Here is a 15092-nt window from a genome sequence, read left to right on the forward strand (position 1 = left end):
AGGATTATCATGCGTCGTTTTATTCACTGGTTTTTCTATCTGAGCCTGCTTTCGCTTTTTGGCATGCTGAGTTTTCATGCCCATGCTCAGATCTCACCTTGTCGCACCACTCGCGATCAGTGGGTCGTTCAGGTGCCCTACGCCATAGGGTATGCGCCCGGCACGGCAGACTGGACGCCAGTTTCCGCGCCGATACAGTCTACCGGGGCGGATTTCTACAGCTGTGATGGCGGGAATGACGCCTGGCGTAGCATCGGCTTTGTCGATATGGATAACCCCGTCGGTACCGTGGTGGGTGAAGACGGCGCGGCGCGCCACGTTTACAAAACCCAGATCGACGGTATCGGCTACGCGCTGGGGTTCCGGGAGCAGCAGTACTGCGGCGCCGATGAGGTACGCTATATTGACGGCACCAGCCCGGTGGATGGCAATGAGTCCCGGCGCATTTGCGACGCGTCGCAAAACCCCGCCTTTGCCAGCGCCTCAACGTACAAGATGCAGTTCTGGGTGGTGTTTTACAAAATCCCGACGACCAGCGCCATGCCTGATGATAACGCCAACTCCCAGGAGCAAAATGTCGGATCGCTGATCTTGCAGGCGGGAGAAAATAAAGCCAGCGCTACCAACGTGGCGACACCGGTACAGATCCATCTCGCCAGCTTCACCGTCAGGCGTACCAGCTGTTCGGTAGGCTCTCGCAGCATTCTTGTTCCCATGGGAAGCGTGAGCCAGCGTGAATTTCACGGCCCAGGCTCACGGGCCGGTGGCGGGCGCTTCAGCATTCCGGTGACCTGCGAAAATAATACGGCGGTGAAGATGGGTTTCTTTGGCGATACCACACCGGCCAACGATCGGGCACTGGCACTGACGAAGCAGGAGGATAGCGCCAGCGGTGTCGGAATCGAACTGCTTTACGGTGACAATACCGGTTCGGTTCAGGGGCAGGTGGTACAGTGGAACACCCCGCAGGTGTCAGCGCTTGGCCAGGTGGGGGATAACCAGACGCAGACCTTCTGGTTTGACGCGCATTACATTCAGACAGAAGAGAACGTCTCGGCGGGAAAAGCGGATGCGATGGCGACGTTTAACCTGATCTACAACTGAGATTCCCCTGCCGCAGGAGCAGGGGAGAGCGATCAGAATTCGGTCTTACAAAAGCCCGTCATCTCTTTCAGGCCCATTTCGCGGCCAAGCTCAGTCATCGGGTGCACCACCACCAGGCCACGGACGCTTTTCTTCAGCTTGCCCATGTCGGCCTGCTCTTTTTTGGTGATCGCGCGGCGATGCGGCATGTTCATCAGCTTCTGTGCTTCTTTACTCAGCTTCTGGCCTTTCACTTCGCGCAGGCGCTCGATTTCCGCTTCCAGCTTCACGGACTCTTTTTCCAGCTCGGCGTATTTCTCGGCGGAATCGACCAGGGAGAGACCGGCCATTTGATGGCGGACCAGATCCAGACGGTCGCTCAGGCGTTTAATTTCGTTCTTTTCGACTTCTTTCATGACAAATAACTCTGAAAACGGGGAATTTACAGGGAAGGATACACCAATGTGTGCGGGCTTACTTCTGAAACGCTTTTTTTAAGCTGATTTTAGAAATCAGCTCAGTCAGGGAAAGCACCATGGTGGAGCGGACAACCTGTTGATAACGCAGCTTTTGCATCGCGTACAGCTCAGGGTCGCTGTTATCAAACGGAGGTGCAGGAGGCAGGGCGGATACGCAGTGCAGCTCGCCGAAGGGACCGAGGATCTCATCATCGGTAAAGGTGTACTCGTTACCGTCATGATTGAGCTCTTCGCGCAGCGCCATTAACAGCTCGGCGTCTTCATACTCCTGGCGGTTGAGCACGCCAAGACCGTAGATCAGCTTCAGCCGTACCGATAAATCGCCCAGCGGTCCGTCTCCGTCCAGCAACGGTTCAACAGCATACTTTACCGCGTAGTCGTCTTTGCGAAACACCTGAAGCACCAGAATGTTCACCGCCTCGGTTAACAGCTCGACGGCGGCAATCAGAAAGCTTCGTACGGTTTTGCCAGCATTCAGACGCTCAAGCACACGATTTTCAAAGGCCTGGGTTTGTTCCATTGTTGCCTGCATATCTGACAATCTGTTATTCGGGCGCAGGCTCACCTGCGCCGGATTCTGCATCATTTGGTTGCGTTGTATGCGTTAACCGCCTCCGCAACCACGTCACTGCTGGCATCCAGACCGGAAATCTGCGCCAGCGCAGCCTGCGCGCCTTTGTCATCAATCAGCTGAGCCAGCTCAATCGCCTGCGGGTCCTGCTCGCTGCGGTAGTGCATCGCGGCAGCAATCCCTTTCACCAGGTTGGCGTGCGGCAGGCCGTATTCCAGCGTGCCCAGCAGCGGTTTAATCAGGCGGTCGCCCGCGCTCAGCTTACGCAGCGGCTGACGACCAACGCGCTCAACGTCATCTTTCAGATACGGGTTTTCAAAACGACCGAGGATTTTCTGGATGTATGCTGCGTGTTTATCAGCATCAAAACCGTAGCGTTTGATCAGCACCGCGCCGCTCTCTTCCATTGCCCCTTTCACCACCGCGCGGATGTTCTCATCGAGGATGGCGTCGCGAATGGTCTGATGACCGGCCAATTTTCCGAGGTACGCGGTTATAGCATGCCCGGTGTTCAGCGTGAAGAGTTTACGTTCGACAAATGCCATCAGGTTATCAGTGAGTTCCATTCCCGGAATGGTCGGCAGCGCGCCCTTAAACTGGGTTTTATCGACGATCCACTCGCTGAAGGTTTCCACGGTCACTTCCAGCGGATCGTTGGTGGCGGATTCGGACGGAGGAACGATGCGGTCTACGGCGGAGTCCACAAACCCGACGTGCGCTTCAACCCAGGCTTTATCTTCCTCTGCAACGGCGGCAAGAACGTGGCCTTTCAGCTGCGTGGTGCCGCGCACCATGTTTTCACAGGCGATGATGTTCAGCGGTGTTTCAATGCCCTGTGCTTTACGCTTCGCCAGGCCTTTTGCGACCGCCGGGGCGATGCGTTCGAGCACTACCGGCCCTACGGCTGTGGTGACCAGGTCAACGTTTGCGATGAGGTCAATCACGTCGTCGCCGATGCTGCTCACCGCGTTCACGCCAGAAACAGTTTCAACCTGCTCGTTTTCACCGACTACATGTACCTGATAGCTATGACGGGCGTTCAGGGCATCCAGAACCACCTCGTTCACATCGGCGAATGTCAGGGTAATGCCCGCGTCTGCCAGCAGTTTACCGATAAAGCCACGACCAATATTACCTGCGCCAAAATGTAATGCTTTCATAGTATTAACCTTCATCAATGTTTTTACCCGAGAGGGCTGGGGTGAGAAACGTTTTCCCCTCACCCTAGCCCTCTCCCCGTCGGGGAGAGGGAAGAGACGCTGTTATTTGTTGAGCAGCGCCAGTACTTCTTCAACGCTGGTGGTATTAGCCAGACGCTCGATGACCGTTTCATCATCCAGGGCGTTGGTCAGGCTGGTAATCACCTGAATGTGCTCGTTGTTGCGAGCGGCGATACCAATCACCAGACGGGCGATGTCGTCTTCTTCTTCACCGAAGCGCACGCCATCAGGATACTGACAGAACACCACGCCGGTTTTCAGCACGCGGTCTTTTGCTTCAACCGTACCGTGCGGAACCGCGATGGATTCACCCAGGTAGGTTGGCGTCAGCTTTTCACGCTCCAGCATCGCGTCAACGTATTCAGGCTGAACGTAGCCACCTTTCACCAGCTGCTCACCGGCGAAGCGAATCGCCTCTTCTTTATTGGTCGCGGTGCGGCCGAGGAAGATGTTTTCCGCGCCCAGTCTGAACAGATGCGCGTTGCTCTCGTCAAAGCTGTCTTGCAGGCTGGAGCGCACCTTCACTTCGTTATCTTCATGGCGCTGGGCCGCAACCAGACGTTCGGTCAGGCTGGTGTACAGGCCGCTGTCCAGGAAGTTGGTCAGGGAAATGTGCTGCGCCTGCGGCACCTGACGCATGGCGCGCTCGGTCAGATCGCGGTGCGTGATCACCAGGTCAACGTCCGGCGGCAGGTTGTTAATCGCGCTGTTGGTCACGGAGATGTTGGTCAGACCCGCATCCTGCACTTTCTTACGCAGCACGCCGGCCCCCATTGCGCTGGAACCCATACCGGCGTCGCAGGCAACGATGATTTTACGCACGTGGCTCAGGTCGTTAGAGACATCGCCAGCCGCCAGCGGCGTAGCGCCTTTGGATTCAGCCTTCATGTCGTGCATACGGCGGGTTGCCGCTTCGATATCGTCGTCTTCCTTCACCTTGCTGGTTTTCAGCAGGATAGCGGATGCCACGAAGGAGACCGCCATGGCCGCACAGATTGCCGCGATGTTTGCGAAGTACGCGCCTTTCGGGGTCATCGCCAGCACCGCCAGGATAGAGCCCGGAGAAGCAGGGGAGACCAGACCGCCGCCCAGCACGCTCAGGGTGAACACGCCGGTCATACCGCCGAGGATAACGGCCAGGATCAGACGCGGGTTCATCAGCACGTACGGGAAGTAAATTTCGTGGATACCGCCCAGGAAGTGGATGATAGCCGCGCCGCCAGCAGACTGTTTCGCGCTGCCGCGACCAAAGAACATGTACGCCAGCAGAACGCCCATGCCCGGACCCGGGTTGGCTTCAATCAGGAAGAAGATGGACTTGCCGAGATCGTGAGACTGCTGAATACCTAGCGGGGAGAAGATACCGTGGTTGATGGCGTTGTTCAGGAACAGGATTTTCGCCGGTTCAACGAAGATAGACGCCAGCGGCAGCATGTCGTGCGCCACCATGAAGTTAACGCCCGCTGCCAGCAGTTTGGACAGCACTTCAACCGCCGGACCAATGCCGAGGAACGCCAGAATCGCGAGGATCATCCCGATGATGCCCGCGGAGAAGTTGTTCACCAGCATTTCGAAGCCGGACTTGATTTTGCCATCGACCCAGACGTCGAATTTCTTAATCGCCCAGCCACCCAGAGGACCGGCAATCATCGCACCGAGGAACATCGGCATATCCGCACCGACGATCACGCCCATGGTTGTGATGGCACCCACGACGCCACCGCGGTCACCGCCCACCAGACGACCACCGGTATAACCGATGAGCAGCGGCAGCAGGTATGTGATCATTGGGCCAACAAGTTTCGCCAGCGTTTCGTTAGGCAACCACCCTGTCGGAATAAACAATGCGGTGATAATACCCCACGCGATAAACGCGCCGATATTTGGCATCACCATGTTGCTGAGGAAACGACCAAAGCTTTGCACTTTGATCTTGAAATCGGATGACATAAAACACCCCTTCTTATGTTTACGCTTAGGCTTATGGCCCGAGGTTTATCGTTAATGTGCGGCGGCAGAGGTAGCCGGGCCCTGTTCTGATGCTGTGAAATCTGGCACTGAATCGTTCAACTGTCCAGACAGCGAAATTTTGTGTGATCGCAGTCACGTAAATGTAGGGGGTGTGGTGATTAATGAAGTGATGGTGATCACATAATGAGTGTGTAAAAAAAATACATCGCGCAAAATTGCGCCAGACTGGCGTGCTTTTTGTGATAATAATCACATTTCTAAGTTGGCGGTTTGTTTCTGGGTTGTGACTTGATTCACAAAATATTTTTATACGGATTCCTCCCGTATCGCCTGAGGTCAGGAATGCGATACGCATACCTGCCTTTTTTCACGGCGTGATCCATACTGACCTCTTTGTGGGCATTAAGGATAAGCAATGAAACTCATCGGCAGTTATACCAGTCCTTTCGTGCGTAAGATTTCGATTCTCCTGCTGGAGAAAGGGATTGAATTTGAATTCGTGAATGAACAGCCCTACAACGCTGAGAACGGCGTTGCGCAGTACAACCCGTTGGGTAAAGTTCCGGCGTTGGTCACGGACGAGGGTGACTACTGGTTTGATTCCCCGATCATTGCGGAATACATCGAGCTGCTTGGCGTTGCGCCAGCCATGCTGCCGGCGGATCCAAAAGCGGCGCTGGCGGTGAAGCAAATTGAAGCGCTGGCCGATGGCATTATGGACGCAGCGTTAACGTCCGTGCGCGAGCAGGCGAGGCCCGCGGCACAGCAGTCAGAGGATGAACTGCTGCGTCAGCGAGAAAAAATTTGCCGCAGCCTGGATAGGTGTGAACAACTGATCCGCGACGGTAAAATCCAAAGCGATAGCCTGAATCTGGCGACGATCGCCATCGCCTGCGCCATTGGCTACCTCAATTTCCGCCGGGTCTCGCCTGGGTGGTGCGTGGATCGCCCGCTGCTGGTTAAGCTGGCGGAGACGCTCTTTCAGCGCGAAAGTTTTGCCCGTACCGAACCACCAAAGGCTTGATGCGGGTTATAACACTTCCCGGCAGGAGGCGGTACAATCCCCCCACATGTTAACTCCCTCTCCCGTCGGGAGGGGGGAAGATATTTACTCGCCAGGCGCATTCATGACTACTCATCATTCCCTCTACAGCCAGATCCCCGCAACCGATCGTCTGCTTCGTGACCCGCGCATAGCAGCGGTGCTGGCGCAGTTTGGCCATACTGCAACGGTCGACATGCTACGCCAGCTTCAGGATGACGCGCGCCGTCATATTCAGGCTGAGAACGCGCTTCCTGGCTGGTGCATGGCGTGGGAGCAGGAAGTTGAGCGGAGGCTGAATGAGCGCGCGCAAAGCGCGTTGCGCCCGGTCATTAACCTGACGGGCACGGTTCTGCACACCAATCTGGGCCGTGCACAACAGGCGGAAGAGGCGATACAGGCCGTCACCCGGGCCATGCGCTCGGCGGTGACGCTGGAGTACGATCTGGACGGCGCCGGGCGCGGGCATCGCGATCGCGCGCTGGCCGATCTGCTCTGCCAGATCACCGGCGCGGAAGATGCCTGCATTGTGAATAACAACGCGGCGGCGGTGCTGTTGATGCTGGCGGCTACCGCGAGCGGGAAAGAGGTTGTCGTCTCTCGCGGCGAGCTGGTGGAAATCGGCGGGGCATTTCGAATTCCGGATGTCATGCGCCAGGCGGGGTGCACGCTGCATGAAGTGGGCACAACCAACCGTACCCATGCTAAAGATTATCGCGCGGCGGTGAATGAAAACACCGCGCTGCTGATGAAAGTGCATACCAGCAATTACCATATCGAGGGGTTCACCAAAACGGTGGATGAAGCCGAGCTGGCTGCCATTGGGCGCGAGCTTAACGTGCCGGTGATCGCCGATCTCGGCAGCGGGTCGCTGGTGGATATGCGCCAGTACGGTCTGCCGAAAGAGCCGATGGTGCAGGAAATGGTTGCCGCGGGCGTAAGCCTGGTCAGTTTCTCTGGCGATAAACTGCTGGGCGGACCGCAGGCGGGGATTATCGTCGGCAGGCGCGAGCTGATTGCGCAGCTACAGCAACATCCGCTGAAGCGCGCCCTGCGTGCAGATAAAATGACGCTGGCCGCGCTGGAAGCGACGCTGCGGCTCTATCTTCACCCGGAGAAACTGGCTGACCGCCTGCCCACGTTGCGTTTGCTAAGCCGTAATGCAGCTTCCATCCGCGCGCGGGCGGAAGCGCTACTGCCGCAGGTTGCTCCTCACTACCCTGAATTTGATGTTCGTATCGAGCCCTGTCTGTCGCAAATTGGCAGCGGCTCGCTGCCCGTGGACAGATTACCGAGCGAAGCGCTGACGTTCACCCCGCGCGACGGACGCGGAAGCCAGCTTGAGGCGCTGTCGGCGCGCTGGCGTGCATTACCGACGCCGGTGATTGGCCGTATCGGTGATGGCCGCATGTGGCTGGATTTACGCTGTCTGGAAGATGAAGTGCGGTTTCTGGAGATGATGTTGAAATGATTATTGCCACCGCCGGTCACGTTGACCACGGCAAAACCACGTTATTGCAGGCCATTACGGGCGTAAATGCCGATCGCCTGCCGGAAGAGAAAAAGCGCGGCATGACCATTGACCTGGGATACGCCTACTGGCCGCTGCCCGATGGCCGCGTGCTGGGCTTTATCGACGTGCCCGGCCACGAGAAGTTTCTGTCCAATATGCTCGCGGGCGTGGGCGGTATCGATCACGCTCTGCTGGTGGTCGCGTGCGATGACGGGGTGATGGCGCAAACGCGCGAGCATCTGGCTATCCTGCAACTGACGGGCAGCCCGCAGCTGACCGTCGCCCTCACCAAAGCGGACCGTGTGGATGAGGCGCGTATCGACGAGGTGCGTAAAGAGGTGCTGGCGACGCTCGATGAATACGGTTTTAAGGATGCGTCACTGTTTGTCACCGTGGCGACAGAAGGCCGCGGTATCGACGCCCTTCGCGACCATTTGCAGCAGATCCCGTCTCGTGAGCATGCCAGCCATCACCGTTTCCGTCTGGCGATCGACAGGGCGTTCACCGTAAAAGGTGCTGGGCTGGTGGTGACCGGCACCGCGCTGAGCGGCGAAGTGAACGTGGGCGATACCCTGTGGCTAACGGGCGTAAATAAACCGATGCGCGTGCGCGGACTTCACGCGCAAAACCAGCCGGTGGAACGGGCCCATGCCGGGCAGCGTATCGCCCTGAACATTGCCGGGGATGCCGGGAAAGAGCAGCTCAACCGTGGTGACTGGCTGATGGCTGACGCGCCGCCAGAACCTTGCGGGCGGGCGATCGTCTCTCTCCAGACCCACACGCCGCTGACCCAGTGGCAGCCGCTGCACATTCACCACGCGGCCAGCCACATCACCGGACGCGTGTCGCTGCTGGAAAACGATCTTGCCGAGCTGGTGTTCGACTCCCCGCTCTGGCTGGCGGATAACGACCGCCTGGTCCTGCGCGATATTTCGGCGCGGGAAACGCTGGCGGGCGCGCGCGTGGTCATGCTTAATCCGCCCCGTCGCGGCAAGCGTAAGCCCGAGTATTTACAGTGGCTGGGCGCGCTGGCGAAGGCCCGCGATGATAAGTCTGCGTTAGATATCCACCTTGAACGTGGTGCGGTGGATCTGGCTGCGTTCGCCTGGGCGCGCCAGCTCAGCAGCGAAGGATTGCGGCTTCTGACGCAGGAGCCAGGTTTTATTCAGGCCGGTAACAGCCTGCTGAACGCGCCGGTGGCGGCGCGCTGGCAGCGCAAGGTGCTGAGCACGCTGGCCACCTACCATGAACAGCATCAGGATGAGCCAGGCCCGGGTCGTGAGCGTCTGCGGCGCATGGCGTTGCCGATGGAAGACGACGCGCTGGTGCTGCTGCTGATTGAAAACATGCGCGCCAGCGGCGCGATCGCAAGCCACCACGGCTGGCTGCACCTGCCGGAACACAAGGCGGGTTTTACCGCCGAGCAGGACGCGGTGTGGCAAAAGGTGGCGACGCTGTTTGGCGATGAACCGTGGTGGGTACGCGATCTGGCGCGTGAAACCCATACCGATGAGCAGCTAATGCGACAGGTACTGCGCCATGCGGCCCAGCAGGGCATGATTGTGGCGATCGTGAAAGATCGTTATTACCGCAACGATCGGATCGTGGCGTTTGCGAACCTGATCCGCGAGCTGGATCATGCGCGAGGATCGACCTGCGCCGCTGACTTCCGCGATCGGCTGAACGTGGGACGCAAGCTGGCGATTCAGATCCTGGAGTACTTCAACCGCATCGGGTTTACGCGTCGTCGCGGCAATGACCATGTGCTCCGCGACGCGCAGTTATTTCCGTAAGCGTTAAGCGCTGCGCGCCTGCTTCTGCTTAGCCAGCCAGACCGCACCCAGCCTTCCCGCCTGGTTGCCCAGCTCGCAGGGGAGGATGGGCACCCGGAGCGCCTCCCACTCCTCGAATCGCTGTAAGTATTTATCCAGCAGGAGATAAATTTTCTCCTGCTCGCTAATGCCCCCGCCAATCAGCACCGCCTGCGGATCGAACATAGAGATCACGCTGTAGATACCGCGAGACAGACAGTGCGCCCACTCTTCAATGGCCTCGCGCAGATGCACGTCGCTGTCCATGCGTTTAAACAGCTCCTCGCCGTCAGGCATTTCGTCTTCCGACACGGCCAGCGCGCGGCGGCAGGCTTTCATCAGGCCGCTGGCGGAGGCCACTTCATGCATCGGTTCGCCCTCATTGCCCACGGGCAGAACGCCAAATTCACCCGCCCGGTAGTGCGATCCGCGGTAGAGATCGCCCTCCATGACGATACCGCCGCCGATGCCGGTACCGATGGTGATGCAGACGAAATGCTCATAGTCCTTGCCCGCGCCCTGCCAGCGCTCGCCCAGCGCCGCGCAGTTTGCATCGTTTTCGATTGTCACGGGGAGATCGGTCAGCTGTGCGAACAGTTCGCACAGATTTTCGCCGTCAAGATAGTCCAGCGCCCCGGCTTTGGCCGCTTCGCCGGTGTGGTGATTGATGTGTCCCGGAAAACTCACGCCAATGCCGGCGATCTCGTGCTCCTGGCAGTACTTATCCACCACCGCTTTCCACTTCTCTTTGAAGGTGCTTTCATCGTCCGGCGTATCATATTCATCGGATGTCAGTTCTTCGCCGTTTTCGTTAATTACGCCGTGTTTGATGTGGGTTCCACCCACGTCAAAGCCGATAAATAGCTGCATTGCATCGTTCCTCATGTGCCCCTGAACTATTAATTATGGCTCTGGCGGCAGAAACGAAACGTAAAGTACGGTAATCCGTGATGCGGCTCGTAAACCCGCTACCCGCTGGCGAGAAAATCACCAGCCGGAACTACCCTTGTTGTACACCTACTGCAAGGAGACGGTCATGACAAACAATCCTCCCTCATCGCGTATCCAGCCTGGCGAGTATGGTTTTCCCCTTAAGCTCAAGCCCCGCTATGACAACTTTATCGGTGGCGACTGGGTGGCGCCCGTCGACGGTGAATACTATTCCAACCTGACGCCCGTCACCGGCCAGCCGTTATGTGAAATTGCCAGTTCGGGCAAGCGGGATATTGATTTAGCGCTGGATGCGGCACATAAGGTGAAGGATAAATGGGGACAGACCTCCGTGCAGGACAGGGCGGCCATTTTGTTCAAAATCGCTGACCGGATGGAGCAGAATCTGGAGCTGCTGGCAACGGCAGAAACGTGGGACAACGGCAAGCCGATCCGCGAAACCATGGCGGCGGACGTCCCGCTGGCGATTGACCATTTCCGCTATTTTGCCTCCTGCATTCGTGCTCAGGAGGGTGGGATCAGCGAGGTGGACAGCGACACCGTGGCGTATCACTTCCACGAGCCGCTGGGCGTGGTGGGGCAAATCATTCCCTGGAACTTTCCGCTGCTGATGGCGAGCTGGAAAATGGCCCCCGCGCTGGCGGCGGGCAACTGCGTTGTGCTGAAACCTGCGCGCTTAACCCCGCTTTCGGTGCTGCTGCTGATGGAGGTGATTGGCGATCTGTTGCCGCCGGGCGTCATTAACGTGGTCAACGGGGCTGGGGGCGAGATTGGGGAATATCTTGCCACCTCAAAACGTATCGCCAAAGTGGCGTTTACCGGCTCAACGGAAGTGGGTCAGCAGATTATGCAGTACGCGACCCAGAACATCATTCCGGTCACGCTCGAGCTGGGCGGCAAATCGCCGAACATCTTCTTTGCCGACGTAATGGATGAAGAGGATGCCTTCTTCGACAAAGCGCTGGAAGGGTTTGCGCTGTTCGCGTTTAACCAGGGTGAAGTCTGTACCTGTCCGAGCCGCGCGCTGGTGCAGGAATCCATTTATGAGCGTTTTATGGAGCGGGCGATCCGGCGCGTGGAGTCAATCCGCAGCGGTAACCCGCTGGATAACGTCACCCAGATGGGGGCACAGGTATCGCATGGCCAGCTGGAAACCATCCTCAACTATATCGATATCGGTAAAAAAGAGGGGGCCGATGTGCTGACCGGCGGACGCCGTAAGGTACTGGGCGGCGATTTACAGGAGGGCTACTACCTTGAGCCGACCATCCTGTTCGGTCAGAACAACATGCGTGTATTCCAGGAGGAAATTTTTGGGCCGGTGCTGGCGGTCACGACGTTTAAAACCATGGACGAGGCGCTGGAGCTCGCCAACGACACGCAGTATGGCCTGGGGGCGGGCGTCTGGAGCCGTAACGGTAATCTGGCCTACAAAATGGGCCGCGGCATTCAGGCCGGTCGCGTGTGGACCAACTGCTATCACGCCTATCCAGCTCATGCGGCGTTTGGCGGCTACAAGCAGTCGGGCATCGGGCGTGAAACCCATAAGATGATGCTGGAGCACTACCAGCAAACGAAATGTCTGTTGGTCAGCTACTCCGAAAAACCGCTGGGGCTGTTTTAAACTTCCGGCTCAGGCCGTCCCGGGCGGCCTGAGCCGGGTTAAAGCCGGGTGGCGGCTTCGCCTTACCCGGCCTACGATAGTGCCCGCATTTTTATCTGCAACATAACAATCCTCCCTCTTCTTTTCTCGATGCCTCTTCCTGTTTCGCTAAAGTCTGGCTGCGCTGCCGTTTTTAATGCGGTAGTCTCATTCAACCCAGTAGCGGCGGTGTGTATCATGTGTATAATCAGGGAAGGATTGGGATGTGAAAAGTGCGGATATCATTACTGTTCTGGTTAGCCATGGCTGGAAATGTGTAAGAACGAAGGGAAGCCATCATGAGTTTCGCCATCCAGTGCAAAAAGGATTGGTTACCGTCCCACATCCTAAAAAGGACATTAAACCAGGCACTCTCGCACAAATCTGGCGACAGGCGGGAATTAAACACTGATATCAGGAGTAGTTATGTTTTATCCGGCTTACATTCATTCTGATTCCGACGGTAGCGCCAGTGGTTTCTTTCCTGACGTTCCGGGGTGTTTTTTTGCGGGGGATTCACTGGATGATGCTTTTCAGGATGCACGTGATGCATTAACTGCCCATTTTGAAGCGTTGTTTGAAATGGATGAAATGTTGCCACTTCCGGGTATGGTTGAAGCGCATCTGGCAAGTCATCCGGAGGATTTCATTGGCGGACAATGGTTGCTGGTGGATATCAATATGAAACAGTTTGAAGGCAAAGTAGAGCGCATCAATATTACGATACCTCGCCGTTTGCTGGTGAAGATTGATTCCTTTGTCAGCGAGCATCCACAATTTACTAACCGAAGTGCTTTTCTTGCAGAGGCAGCACGGCGTGTATTGGCTTAACGTTCTCCCTCTCCCGTGGGAGAGGGTTGGGGTGAGGGCAACAGGCCGCAGTTAATCAGCCTTCATCCACACATATCCGCATTTACCCTAAGCTAAAAGTATCCGCGCCCGCTCTTTGACCCACAGCATCCTTAACGATTCGCACGCAAGGTATGATGCGCTAACGATAATTCAACGGAACTGACTTTTAACCTGCGCGAGGCGTTATCCATGAACCGATTTATCATGGCGGATCCTGAAAAATGCATCGGATGCCGCACCTGCGAGGTGGCTTGCATGATGTCGCATGAAAGCACCGCCGTGCCAGACGCGTTTACGTCGCGGATCCGGGTGGTTAAAGGGAACGCTTTCACCACGGCTGTAGGTTGTCATCAGTGTGAAGATGCGCCCTGCGCTAATGTCTGCCCGACGCAGGCCATTCGCCGCGCTGCGGGAGCGTGGCTCGTTGAGCAATCGCGCTGTATCGGCTGCAAAAGCTGTATGGTGGCGTGCCCGTTCGGGGCAATGCAGGTTCGGGTCGTGGAAGGTCGCGTTCAGGCGCTGAAATGTGATTTGTGCGCGCATCGCGAGGGTGGGCCAGCCTGCGTTGAAGCCTGTCCTACCCACGCGCTGCGCTGCATCGATCCCGCCAGATTACGCGCGGAACGGGTGCGTAATCTGGCCTGAGGTCTTATTAACCCGCCTCGTGCCAGGCGTTCTCGATCTCTTCGGCGAGAATTTTCACTCCCGCTTCGATTTTTTCCGGGTCCGGGACGTAGTTCATGCGCATGCACTGGTGCGTGTGCGGCCACGGCTTATCCAGCCCCGGGAAGAAGTAATCCCCCGGCACCATCAGCACGCCACGCTTTTTCAGGCGCTGATAAAGCAGCTCTGTCGTAATGGGTAGATCCTTAAACCACAGCCACAGGAAAATTGCCCCTTCCGGTTTATGGATCAGACAGCGTTCTTCCGGTAAGTAGCGGCGAAGAATGGCGATGGTTTCCTGAACGCGCTGAGCGTAAAACGGTTTGATCACCTCATTCGACAGGCGCAGCAGGTCGTTGCGTCTGATCATCTCGCACATCATGGCCGGACCGATCCCACCAGGCGAAAGGCTGATAATGCCGTTCATGTTGGTAATGGCGGTAATGATCTTTTCGTTGGCGATAATGATACCGCAGCGGCTGCCCGGCAGGCCCAGCTTGGAAAGGCTCATGCAGAGGATGATGTTCGGGTTCCACAGCGGACGCGCTTCACTAAAGATAATCCCCGGGAACGGGACGCCATAGGCGTTATCGATCACCAGCGGGATGCCATGCTGATTCGCCAGCGCATCCAGCTTCATCAGCTCGTCGTCGGTGATCACGTTGCCCGTCGGGTTAGTAGGGCGTGACACGCAAATCATGCCCGTCTCTTCACCGATATGCAGATGTTCAAAATCAACGTGATATTTGAACTGGCCTTCCGGCAGCAACTCGATATTCGGGCGTGCGGAAACAAAAAGATCTTCTTCGAGGCCGGCATCGGCGTAGCCGATATACTCCGGTGCCAGCGGGAACAACACTTTTTTCGTGCTGCCGTCGGCGCGGCGTCCGGCGAACAGATTGAACAAGTAGAAAAACGCGCTCTGACTGCCGTTTGTCAGTGCAATATTCTGTGGTTCGATATCCCAGCCCAGCGCTTCCCGCAGCATCGATGCCAGAAGCGTCAGCAGTTCTGTTTTACCCTGAGGGCCGTCGTAATTACACAGCGCATCGGTTGCTTTACCGTTTTCCAGCATGTCTGCAAGTAGCGCCTGGAAGTAGGTGTTCATCTCCGGAATCTGAGCCGGGTTTCCGCCGCCGAGCATGATAGCACCGGGGGTGCGCAGCCCGTCGTTGAGGTCCTCCATCAGGCGGGTAATGCCTGAATGGCGGGTAAATTTATCGCCGAATTGTGAAAACGTCATAGCAGGTGATCTGTCGGGCTTAATATGAAAGGCAGTAACCATAACGCCAGC

At 57.2% G+C, this 15092-nt stretch carries 14 protein-coding genes; 8 read left to right on the plus strand and 6 right to left on the minus strand.

All coding sequences use genetic code 11. The features are described from left to right. Positions 1-9: 9 nt before the first annotated feature. Entirely contained in the window at positions 10-1104 is a 1095-nt protein-coding gene (locus INF58_RS19190) for a fimbrial protein (RefSeq protein ID WP_193528308.1), read from the plus strand. Between the two features lie 32 nt (positions 1105-1136). Here INF58_RS19190 and INF58_RS19195 read toward each other — a convergent pair whose 3' ends face one another. The 4 genes from INF58_RS19195 to INF58_RS19210 form a co-directional block, all read right to left on the minus strand. Further along, a complete protein-coding gene (locus INF58_RS19195; protein WP_063449976.1) occupies positions 1137-1499 on the minus strand; it encodes a YibL family ribosome-associated protein in 363 nt (120 codons plus the stop codon). A gap of 58 nt (positions 1500-1557) precedes the next feature. After that, positions 1558-2148 carry a mannitol operon repressor MtlR gene (gene mtlR / locus INF58_RS19200; RefSeq protein WP_063865860.1) on the minus strand — a complete coding sequence of 197 codons (591 nt, stop codon included), beginning with the start codon at positions 2146-2148 and terminating at the stop codon, positions 1558-1560. Further along, positions 2145-3293 carry a mannitol-1-phosphate 5-dehydrogenase gene (gene mtlD, locus INF58_RS19205; RefSeq protein WP_193528309.1) on the minus strand — a complete coding sequence of 383 codons (1149 nt, stop codon included), beginning with the start codon at positions 3291-3293 and terminating at the stop codon, positions 2145-2147. The genes mtlR and mtlD overlap by 4 nt, the downstream gene beginning before the upstream one ends. 102 nt (positions 3294-3395) lie before the next feature. Beyond that, complete coding sequence (locus tag INF58_RS19210) at positions 3396-5303, minus strand: PTS mannitol transporter subunit IICBA (protein WP_063865856.1); 1908 nt, start codon at positions 5301-5303, stop codon at positions 3396-3398. 436 nt (positions 5304-5739) lie between these two features. Here INF58_RS19210 and INF58_RS19215 point away from each other — a divergent pair, with 436 nt between their 5' ends. From INF58_RS19215 to selB, 3 genes are all read left to right on the plus strand, one after another. Further along, on the plus strand, positions 5740-6348 hold the full coding sequence (locus tag INF58_RS19215; protein WP_193528310.1) for a glutathione S-transferase: 609 nt from the start codon (positions 5740-5742) through the stop codon (positions 6346-6348). Between the two features lie 103 nt (positions 6349-6451). Next, the gene (selA, locus tag INF58_RS19220) at positions 6452-7837 is read left to right on the plus strand and encodes an L-seryl-tRNA(Sec) selenium transferase (RefSeq protein ID WP_193528311.1); all 1386 of its coding nucleotides are present in this window, start codon (positions 6452-6454) and stop codon (positions 7835-7837) included. After that, positions 7834-9672, plus strand: a complete 1839-nt coding sequence (gene selB, locus INF58_RS19225) for a selenocysteine-specific translation elongation factor (RefSeq protein ID WP_193528312.1) — start codon at positions 7834-7836, stop codon at positions 9670-9672. The genes selA and selB overlap by 4 nt, the downstream gene beginning before the upstream one ends. 3 nt (positions 9673-9675) lie before the next feature. Here the strand turns inward: selB and INF58_RS19230 are convergent, their stop codons facing one another. Beyond that, on the minus strand, positions 9676-10560 hold the full coding sequence (locus tag INF58_RS19230; RefSeq protein ID WP_063865848.1) for an ROK family protein: 885 nt from the start codon (positions 10558-10560) through the stop codon (positions 9676-9678). 166 nt (positions 10561-10726) lie between these two features. Between INF58_RS19230 and aldB the strand changes: the two genes are divergently transcribed. The 4 genes from aldB (at position 10727) to INF58_RS19250 (ending at position 13780) form a co-directional block, all read left to right on the plus strand. Further along, on the plus strand, positions 10727-12265 hold the full coding sequence (gene aldB, locus INF58_RS19235; RefSeq protein ID WP_063865846.1) for an aldehyde dehydrogenase AldB: 1539 nt from the start codon (positions 10727-10729) through the stop codon (positions 12263-12265). Between the two features lie 244 nt (positions 12266-12509). Beyond that, positions 12510-12695 carry a type II toxin-antitoxin system HicA family toxin gene (locus INF58_RS19240; protein ID WP_193528313.1) on the plus strand — a complete coding sequence of 62 codons (186 nt, stop codon included), beginning with the start codon at positions 12510-12512 and terminating at the stop codon, positions 12693-12695. A gap of 14 nt (positions 12696-12709) precedes the next feature. Then, on the plus strand, positions 12710-13114 hold the full coding sequence (locus tag INF58_RS19245; protein WP_193528314.1) for a type II toxin-antitoxin system HicB family antitoxin: 405 nt from the start codon (positions 12710-12712) through the stop codon (positions 13112-13114). Positions 13115-13324: 210 nt separating this feature from the next. Beyond that, complete coding sequence (locus INF58_RS19250; RefSeq protein WP_131638059.1) at positions 13325-13780, plus strand: 4Fe-4S dicluster domain-containing protein; 456 nt, start codon at positions 13325-13327, stop codon at positions 13778-13780. Positions 13781-13787: 7 nt separating this feature from the next. On the opposite strand, the gene avtA is transcribed toward INF58_RS19250, so the two are convergent. Next, a complete protein-coding gene (gene avtA / locus INF58_RS19255) occupies positions 13788-15041 on the minus strand; it encodes a valine--pyruvate transaminase (RefSeq protein WP_063865841.1) in 1254 nt (417 codons plus the stop codon). Positions 15042-15092 lie beyond the last annotated feature (51 nt).

The sequence above is a fragment of the Enterobacter cloacae complex sp. P24RS genome (assembly GCF_014982165.1).
GTDB lineage: Bacteria > Pseudomonadota > Gammaproteobacteria > Enterobacterales > Enterobacteriaceae > Enterobacter > Enterobacter quasihormaechei.

Bases quoted from the DNA above. Each gene is read 5' to 3' on its own strand.
- INF58_RS19190 (WP_193528308.1), top strand. From the start codon at position 10: ATGCGTCGTTTTATTCACTGGTTTTTCTATCTGAGCCTGCTTTCGCTT.
- INF58_RS19195 (WP_063449976.1), bottom strand. From the start codon at position 1,499: ATGAAAGAAGTCGAAAAGAACGAAATTAAACGCCTGAGCGACCGTCTG.
- mtlR (WP_063865860.1), bottom strand. From the start codon at position 2,148: ATGATGCAGAATCCGGCGCAGGTGAGCCTGCGCCCGAATAACAGATTG.
- mtlD (WP_193528309.1), bottom strand. From the start codon at position 3,293: ATGAAAGCATTACATTTTGGCGCAGGTAATATTGGTCGTGGCTTTATC.
- INF58_RS19210 (WP_063865856.1), bottom strand. From the start codon at position 5,303: ATGTCATCCGATTTCAAGATCAAAGTGCAAAGCTTTGGTCGTTTCCTC.
- INF58_RS19215 (WP_193528310.1), top strand. From the start codon at position 5,740: ATGAAACTCATCGGCAGTTATACCAGTCCTTTCGTGCGTAAGATTTCG.
- selA (WP_193528311.1), top strand. From the start codon at position 6,452: ATGACTACTCATCATTCCCTCTACAGCCAGATCCCCGCAACCGATCGT.
- selB (WP_193528312.1), top strand. From the start codon at position 7,834: ATGATTATTGCCACCGCCGGTCACGTTGACCACGGCAAAACCACGTTA.
- INF58_RS19230 (WP_063865848.1), bottom strand. From the start codon at position 10,560: ATGCAGCTATTTATCGGCTTTGACGTGGGTGGAACCCACATCAAACAC.
- aldB (WP_063865846.1), top strand. From the start codon at position 10,727: ATGACAAACAATCCTCCCTCATCGCGTATCCAGCCTGGCGAGTATGGT.
- INF58_RS19245 (WP_193528314.1), top strand. From the start codon at position 12,710: ATGTTTTATCCGGCTTACATTCATTCTGATTCCGACGGTAGCGCCAGT.
- INF58_RS19250 (WP_131638059.1), top strand. From the start codon at position 13,325: ATGAACCGATTTATCATGGCGGATCCTGAAAAATGCATCGGATGCCGC.
- avtA (WP_063865841.1), bottom strand. From the start codon at position 15,041: ATGACGTTTTCACAATTCGGCGATAAATTTACCCGCCATTCAGGCATT.